The organism is Christiangramia marina (assembly GCF_048285865.1).
Classification (GTDB): Bacteria; Bacteroidota; Bacteroidia; order Flavobacteriales; family Flavobacteriaceae; genus Christiangramia; species Christiangramia marina.
Genome location: NZ_JBLVTK010000002.1, coordinates 30,468 through 38,745, shown reverse-complemented (window position 1 = coordinate 38,745; position 8,278 = coordinate 30,468). Strand labels below are relative to the sequence as shown.

Below are 8,278 nucleotides of genomic sequence, written 5' to 3'. Positions count from 1 at the left end.
ACTAGAAACGGAGGATTGCTGGCATCTTTACCGTTATTTAATAGCGGTAAATTGTGAAGTTGATTTGCTACGATGTATAAGGTATCACCATATATAGCAACTCCATCTGGCCAGGATAACTTTTCAACATCTTTAGCCAAAGTTTTCATGCCTGAGCTGTTGCTCCTAACAATTGCAGAATTTTCAACATCTGTTACATAAACATTTCCATTCTTACCAACTTTAAAACCATCAGATTTTGGTTTATTCGCGTGGAAGGAAATTTCATCATTCAATTTTTCTGGTGAAGAACTTAGATCTGCTACTGCTTCTGCAGAAATTTTATAAATTTTAGTATTCCCCATAGCCCCGTAGTAGATAAACTTATTTTCTTCATCGATAGAAATTGGATTCAGCGGATATCTTGGTTCAATGGTAGATCCATCCTTCCTTTTATGGATAACTTTCTGATTTCCTACACTTACAGATTCATCTACTGGTTGAAAACTTTCATGGTTTTCTAAAATCCTTTTAATGTATCCAGTCTTTAGATCTATCACAACGAATGCAGGAGCGATTGGCGGATTTAGAGCATCCGTCATATCTGCTATTACAGCGACCTGGTGTTTATCATCAATTACAAAATCCTGTAAAAATGGTTTATCAGTAAGAACTGTGGTAGGTATTGTGAACACCTTGTTCATCCTTCCTGAGTCAAGATTGAAGGAAACCAATTTAGGTGCTTGACCTTCTTTGATATTCCCCATATCAAGCACCCAGAGATTTCCAGATTTATCAGTCTGGATTCCAATTGTCGAATTAATACCTTTTATACTTCCTTTTTCAGGTTTCTGAATCCACTCCTTCTCTCCAAAGGGTTTGCTGGTACCATCTTCCATAATCTCCATTACCATATATTTTGAGGAACTTAGTGCACTCATTGTAACAAACACTCTACCTCCTTCAGAAACTGTGATGTTTCCTGGTCTTGCTTCGGGGAATTCCGAAACGATCTCTAAATTATTTTGTGCATAAAGGCTTAAGCTCAAGGCTAAGCTGAATAAGAATACTATTGCTTTTTTCATTTTATAATATTTTAATTAGTCTAAAAATTCTTTTTGTGTAGCCGGATCTACCCATATTACATCGCTTGGATCACGAGCATCTGCATCGAAGACAAGAACATCCAGGGGACCTTCCAGAATCTCTCCATTTCCATGTGGTGTTCCTTTTGACCAGAAAAGCAAATCACCTTTTCCTGCAGTTATAGGTCCTTTATCTGCTACATAAAATTTAGCCTTACCATTTAAGATATACAGGTAGGCATCGCTTTTCGCATGGTAGTGAACTGGAACTTTATCATACAACCTAAATACTCTAACTCCAGCATGTTCGCGATCAATCAATCGAATATCTTTAATAATACCTTCGTTCTCGGCTGGTAATAAATCAAGATATTCTTCGATGTTTAATACCCCATACTGATTTCCCATCATGGGTCTCTGTTCCTCTTGCGCTTGAAGACAAGGAATTAAAATCCCGAGCGCCAATGTTAATAGTGCTAATTTTGTTCTCATAATTTGGTTTTAAATGTTTGATACAAAGATCTTGTAGAAGTGCCTCCTGTGCGAGGATGCAGATCACCAAATTGAAGTGAGAATAATCAACTGAAATGTGTGATATGGATCACATTTCCTGTTCAAATGAAGTATAACGGGGTTAAAGAATTCTTAACCACAAATTTGAAAATGAAGTAATATGCTTTAGCTAAGAATTTGACCTATTTAAGCTTTAAGTCGACTAAGGGTTTCTCGGCTAACTCCTAAATATGCTGCAAGTAATTTTTTGGGTACTCTCTGAATTAATTCCGGCTTTCTATCCAAAAGTCTTTCATATCGTTCTTCAGCCGTTTGGGTTAAAAAGGATAGAATTCTTTTTTGAAGATTCACGTAACCATATAGGCCTTTAATTCGAAAGAAATTGGCCATTTTTGGAAATTGGAAACACATTCTTTCTCTATTTTCCTTGGAAAGACAGAAGAATTCGGAGTTTTCAAGACAATCCAGATTTAAATCTGCGGGTAAGTCATATTGGAAAGCATAATGATCACTTACCCAGGAATTTTCCATAGCAAACTGTAGTATATGTTCTTTGCCCTTTTCATCTATAAAATAGGCTTTTACAATACCTTCAATAATCCAAAATTCACAATCTACAGTTCCACCTTGTTGTATTAGAAATTGGTGTTTCTTTAAGGTCCGATACTCAAAGCTTTGAGAGATGACTTTCCATTCTTCATCGGTCAAAGAAACAACCTCTTCAATATGCGATCGCAATTTTAGAAATTTTGCATTCATGAATAGAAATAGTCATTTTGGCAAATTTAGTAGAATAAATTTAAACTTTTATAATTATCAATTCATTCAATCTCGTACTAAACCTGTTGGATAACCTTTCCTGCTTAATCTTCCAGGTACGTCCTAGATCCTGACCTCCGAATTTCACTTTACCGTTCTCTCGGAAGTTTAATTGATCTACTACCTTCATCAACTGCTCATGTTTTGGGTTTTCTTCTGAAAATAATTTGAACTGCTTTTGCTTGGCTGGAGTGAGTTTTGATGCGATGATGCCTGCTTTTTTGTACTGATATCCTTCTTTGTATATCATAGATAGTCCTGTAAGTGCAGTTTGGACTAGGGTTATACTGGAATTAGTTGGAGTAGGAGTATAGACAGATATACTGGCTCGATACTGCTTTAAATCATTTCTAAATTGATTTGTAAGTACAAAGACTTGAAGTAGGCTACAATTACTTTCCTGCCTTCTAAGTTTTTCGCCAATCTTAACTGCATAAGTTGAGACCCTTTCTTTGAGTTCATTGTAATCACTATACATATTCTCGAATGCTCGCGTGACTGCGATATTCTTTTTCTTCGGAGTTGCTTCTAAGGATAGGGTAGTAAGGCCTGAAAGATCTCTTTTCAAGCGTAAGCCTACCACAGAAAACTCTTTTCGAACGTATTCATCATGTAACTCCACAAATTGCTGAGCGTTTCTAATATTTAATGCGAGTAGCCTTTTTTCGTATTGCCGGCCAATTCCCCATACATCACCGATCTTAGTCCATAACAACGCTTTTCTATTTTTCTCTGGATCATCCAGAATATAAACTCCTCCAGTACGAGCAGAAAATTTCTTCGCTATTTTATTAGCTACCTTGGCTAAAGCTTTGGTAGGTGCGATGCCAACACTTATTGGTATTCCTGTTCTACTTTTCACCGCCAAAATCATTTGTCTTCCATAGTATTCAAGATCGAAATGTTCTTCAAATCCAGCCAACAGTAGAAAAGCTTCATCTATGGAATAGATCTCAATATCAGGTGTAAACTCAGAAAGGATGTTCATTACTCTTTTACTCATATCCCCGTACAAGGCATAATTAGAAGAAAAGACATGAACGCCATTTTTATCAAATAGCTTTTGAAATTGAAATGCAGGAGCACCCATAGGAATGTCCATAGCTTTTGCTTCATTACTCCGGGCGATGACACACCCATCATTATTAGAAAGCACCACCACCGGTTTATTTTCCAGAAGTGGATTGAATACTCTTTCGCAGGACGCATAGAAGTTATTACAGTCTACCAGGGCGTACATCAAAAATATTTGATTACGTTAGTAACTATTCCCCATATTAAGAAATCATTCTCAGCGGTGACCTTAATTGGTTTGTATTTTTGATTTTCAGCGACGAGCCAGATAATATCCTTCTCAATTTTGATGCGCTTTACGGTAAATTCTCCATCGATAAAGCATACGGCAATTTTACCATTTCTAGGCTCTAATCCTTTATTGATCACTAAAAGATCGCCATGTTCAATTCCGGCTCCTGTCATGGAGTCGCCTTCAACACGTCCGAAGAAGGTGGCATCTCTATCCTTTATTATTTCTAAATTGAGATCTATAGAATTATCAAGATGATCATCTGCAGGTGAAGGAAATCCAGCTGTGATAGAGCCTATGAATGGTAAAACTGGGATTTTGGAAATCGATAATAAAGCTACTTTCATAAAAACAAAAGTAGTTATTGGAAATATTACATAAAAATGGAAGTAATCCTAATTTTTAACTATGGAGATCGTCAATTTTACCACTTAATTTATATACTATTTAAATATGAAGAGACTGGATTTAAATGGTTTTCCCCAAATACTTTAATATTTAAAATCAATTTTGTTCTGCTATATCATTTTTAATGTCAGAAAGTTCATTCTTAACTAAAAATCTGACCAAGCCTAAATATTCTTTATCATCTGACTCAATCCTCTTTAATTGATTCATTTCGAAATGAAATCTGTCCAAAATATCCTCATCTAAAGTTGCTGAGTATTCATTCCAGGCCCTTCTTATCCTTTCGATTTGAACTTCAACATCTATCCATTTTTCTCTTCTCTCTTTATGTAATTCACTTCTTCTTAAACCAAACGTTTCTATTGAAGTTTTAACCTTTTGGTCATCTTTTTCATCTAATCCTTGCTCAGGTAAAATTGCACCATCATCAGTATATCTAAAAAGCTTTTCTGGTTTATCGACACAGGGGTTTATCAATAATCTCACTTTTTCCTCTTCCTCTAAATCACTACCATAAGAAGCTCTTTTAGTTTCATCTGACAAGGGAAAATAATCTAACTTACCAGCTACGATTGGCTCGCCCTGAGCTATATCATGGGTCCCTGTTCTATTGCAATGAGCGCAAGCTGATAATAGATTATCCCAATCTGCTGCTAGCCAGTAATATCCTCTAATTCTCGGTCCTACTCCAGTATTGATTTTTGTTTTTGGTCGAAAATGTTCCTTATCAATAGGTGATGTAATAGTTATTTTAGATTCACAATAAGCACATTTACCATTGAATAGACGAATTAGCGCATCTTTAACTTGCTTATCTTGATAAGATTTATGATTGAAAGCGTCATCGTTCCCCTCCACCACATAATGTGTATGTGCAGCTAAATGTTCATCATCAGCATCCTCCACTAGTACCGTAGGTTTTGGTTCTTTATTCCTGTCTATAAATATCATTCTTCTAAATCACCTAAAAATTCATCAATTAACTCAATTGCCTTCACTCTTACTTCCTCTTCAATTTGTTTTCTCTGAAAGGGTTCTTCAGACATTTTTTGCTTTGCTAAAATTTCGTCAATTGCTATATATAATAATTCCTCTCTCAAGCTATCACCTAAATGGTTCTTAGCTCTAAGTTCTATCTTCAGATTTTTTAATCTTATCTCTTCCGACTTGTTTAATGAATCTTTAGGTTTATATAAAAGTTCATAATACTCTTTAAAATCCTTTTCAATTTCGGGGTCTACTGTACTATACAAACCGAAAAACTCTGATGTTAATAATTGATCTGCCCTAAATTCTGAAGGACTGGGTAAATCTGTCAGTACTTTTAATTGACCATTATTAAACTGTAAAACATAAGTTTCATTTTCTTCTATACCTTTTAGGCATAAAGGATCGTGGGTGGTAACTAAAAACTGAACATTGGGAAATGTTCTCCGTAACCTTTTTACTATTTGCATTTTCCATCGAGGATGGAGATTAGCACCTATCTCGTCTATTACAACAAAACCTGATGCATGTTCTATACTTTCGTTATTGATTAATAATCCCTCTATTATATTGCACCCCAAAGTAATTACTGATTGATAGCCATCACTCAATTCAGAGAAATACTGCTTTCTTTTAGATTCATTATATTGAAACCAAACCTGTTTAGTATTTAAATTCCTATGAATTCTTGCTACATTCTCAAGCATGAGGAGATCTAATAAAGCAATGGCAACATATTCAAATTGTTCCGGGGTCAGTCTAAGTATAAAATTTAAAGAATTATGTAAGGGTATTGCGGGATTAAAAAAATTATCGATAAAACATCCATCTTTAAATTTTCTATAATTTTTGTCGGATTTATTAGAATGTTTGAATGGCCCGAAAGCGACAATCGAACTATCTTTAAAATAATCTTTAGGATGGAAGTACCTTATTTTTTTCCCTATATGAACATTGGCGAATGCCTTATTATTAAATGTAATATGTACAGCAGCATCTTCTCCTTTTTCTCGATTAATTTCATCTTTACTAAAACTAAGACCTCTGTAATTCCTGCCAATTAGCGTCTTCAATGTTGCTGATAAAGTAGAGCTTTTTCCAACACCATTTTCACCAATTAGAATTGCCCAACCAGCATTGCCATTTTTAGTGCGTTTGAAATTGATTGAAATATCACTAAGGGATTTGTAGTTCTTTATATTTATCGTTTTTACTTCAAACTGATTTGTCTCGCTCTCAGGATTAATATTTTCATTTTCATGTTTAAGTTTTAGTCTTAAAATTCGTCTTACATCTAAAGATAAAAGCTTTTTAAAGCTTGGTTTTAATTTTAAATCATTTATAAACTGACGGAAAAAAAATCTACGTATTCCTAAATAAGGATCTGAATATATATTAAGGTCTTTACCAAGACTGTCTATCTTTCTAATTAAATTCTCTTTTTCTAAATTATCCACATCGCTAAAATTCGTTGAGATGGGAAAGTCATTTAAAATGGAAAGTATTTCAGATGCTATAGATTGACGGGATTTGACCAATTCTTCTCGATTCAAACCCAATAAATTTATTGTTATTACTCCTCTTTCAGTATCTGAATAAATTAATCCATCTTGATCGTAGTAGAAGTATTCTTCCGGATTTTCAAATTCTGGATCTATTAATAGAGGTTTCTCCTTATTAAAAAGCCTATCCTTGGCGTAATAATTTACAGTAGCCCTTTTTCTGGCAACAGGGAAGAAATTTTTCTTATTAGAATTACATATTTGACAGGACGGAAGTAAGTTATTCCATACAAGAGCTAACCACCAATAATGTTCTGAAGAAATTTTACCTTCTCTATCAGCTGCTGCAGATTTAGGTCTGAAATGATCTATGGTTAAATTTTGAATCTTAAGTTCAGATTCACAATAAGAACATTTGTTATCAGTTTTTTTTGAAATCTCAGTTCTTATATTATTAAAACTTAGTTGTAATCCACTTATCGGAAACTTTTTCTGTGTACGAAAACTTTTTGGCTGATTATAGAAATCAACTAGCTGTTTCCGAAATCCTTTTACTTGTTCTGATTTAAAAAACTGTGGTTCTTTTATGCTTTTTGTTTTAATCATAGTATTATCCTAAGAAAATATGTTATTTTCTCTTACTTGCATTTTTAGCATTACTAACAATATTATTCTTCAACCCCTCAATCTCCTTCAACAACTCCCTGGCATCTCCATCACTTTCTAATTGAGGAACAAGCTCACCTTTAAATGCTTTATGCAGGATGGCCTGGGGTAAGTGTTCTATTTTAGTTTTTAAAGCCTGGTAATGTACCTCAATCGCATCTGCTTTTGCCAAGAGAACTTCTACACGATTGACGATTTCTTGCTGTTCTTCAACTATTGTGACTGGAATTTTGAAGTCTCTAATTTCAATCAGATGCAAATCTGGGACTCCACTTCCACTAACTCTATGTCTAGCTTGGTTAAAAATCAATTGAGAATTAAATAGAAGCTCTATATACTTGCCGAGCAAGAGTTTTGAGGGTTTAATAAGAGCGAGGCTTACATAAATACTAAATGGTAGAACATTTTTAACTAATGCCGCATATCCAAATGTAGCTCCAACTTTAGTATATAAAATATCACCAAATTCTGGATTACATCTTTTTATATACTCATTATGATCATTGTCAGATATATATTTGCAATCTTTTTCTGAAATACTAAATGGTCTAACGTTTTTGACGCTCAAGAATGGAATGCCATTTTCAGTATATTTTGGTCTGAAATGAACTCCATCTGTGATGAGATAGCTTAATTCCTCAGCTCTAGTGTATTTCCATACAGAAGGAATTTTAGGAAGATTATTATCATCTTTATCTGATTTTTTGTTTTTTCTCTGATCTTTAGGTTTTCTATTTCCTATCTTTTTTGCTTCAGAACATTTAATTTCGTAAGCTTCCTGAATATCAGCAGATATTTTTTTTAGATAAGATTTTGTTTGACTATCTAATTCCTTCCCCTTTCGCCATTCCTCTGTCAACTTACCGGTGACGGCTTGGGTCAAGACTTGCTGTCTAAAGTTTTTGAGTAGGGTAGGCATGTGGTCCAGGCTTTTATTGATGCTTTCCAACTGCTCAAATAAACTATCTAATTTAGCTACAATACGATCTTGTTCATTGCGTGAAGGGAAAGGG

8 protein-coding genes are annotated in these 8,278 nt (G+C 34.4%); all 8 read right to left on the bottom strand.

What is annotated here, in order from left to right; genetic code table 11:
* A partial coding sequence (locus tag ACNKXS_RS06655; RefSeq protein WP_417920183.1) for an L-dopachrome tautomerase-related protein occupies positions 1–1,064 on the bottom strand: 1,064 nt, incomplete at its 3' end.
* A gap of 15 nt (positions 1,065–1,079) precedes the next feature.
* Complete coding sequence (locus ACNKXS_RS06650; RefSeq protein WP_417920182.1) at positions 1,080–1,556, bottom strand: cupin domain-containing protein; 477 nt, start codon at positions 1,554–1,556, stop codon at positions 1,080–1,082.
* A gap of 207 nt (positions 1,557–1,763) precedes the next feature.
* Positions 1,764–2,336, bottom strand: coding sequence for a Crp/Fnr family transcriptional regulator (locus ACNKXS_RS06645; protein ID WP_417920181.1), 573 nt, complete (start codon positions 2,334–2,336; stop codon positions 1,764–1,766).
* Between the two features lie 40 nt (positions 2,337–2,376).
* A complete protein-coding gene (locus tag ACNKXS_RS06640) occupies positions 2,377–3,636 on the bottom strand; it encodes a Y-family DNA polymerase (protein WP_417920180.1) in 1,260 nt (419 codons plus the stop codon).
* Complete coding sequence (locus ACNKXS_RS06635) at positions 3,636–4,049, bottom strand: LexA family protein (protein WP_417920179.1); 414 nt, start codon at positions 4,047–4,049, stop codon at positions 3,636–3,638. Before ACNKXS_RS06635 ends, ACNKXS_RS06640 begins: the two co-directional genes overlap by 1 nt.
* Before the next feature lie 157 nt (positions 4,050–4,206).
* On the bottom strand, positions 4,207–5,061 hold the full coding sequence (locus ACNKXS_RS06630; RefSeq protein ID WP_417920178.1) for a retron system putative HNH endonuclease: 855 nt from the start codon (positions 5,059–5,061) through the stop codon (positions 4,207–4,209).
* A complete protein-coding gene (locus tag ACNKXS_RS06625) occupies positions 5,058–7,205 on the bottom strand; it encodes a retron system putative HNH endonuclease (RefSeq protein WP_417920177.1) in 2,148 nt (715 codons plus the stop codon). Before ACNKXS_RS06625 ends, ACNKXS_RS06630 begins: the two co-directional genes overlap by 4 nt.
* A 22-nt stretch (positions 7,206–7,227) precedes the next feature.
* The coding region (locus tag ACNKXS_RS06620; protein WP_417920176.1) for a restriction endonuclease subunit S at positions 7,228–8,278 on the bottom strand (1,051 nt) is incomplete at its 5' end.

Bases quoted from the DNA above. Each gene is read 5' to 3' on its own strand.
- ACNKXS_RS06630 (WP_417920178.1), bottom strand. From the start codon at position 5,061: ATGATATTTATAGACAGGAATAAAGAACCAAAACCTACGGTACTAGTG.
- ACNKXS_RS06640 (WP_417920180.1), bottom strand. From the start codon at position 3,636: ATGTACGCCCTGGTAGACTGTAATAACTTCTATGCGTCCTGCGAAAGA.
- ACNKXS_RS06625 (WP_417920177.1), bottom strand. From the start codon at position 7,205: ATGATTAAAACAAAAAGCATAAAAGAACCACAGTTTTTTAAATCAGAA.
- ACNKXS_RS06645 (WP_417920181.1), bottom strand. From the start codon at position 2,336: ATGAATGCAAAATTTCTAAAATTGCGATCGCATATTGAAGAGGTTGTT.
- ACNKXS_RS06650 (WP_417920182.1), bottom strand. From the start codon at position 1,556: ATGAGAACAAAATTAGCACTATTAACATTGGCGCTCGGGATTTTAATT.
- ACNKXS_RS06635 (WP_417920179.1), bottom strand. From the start codon at position 4,049: ATGAAAGTAGCTTTATTATCGATTTCCAAAATCCCAGTTTTACCATTC.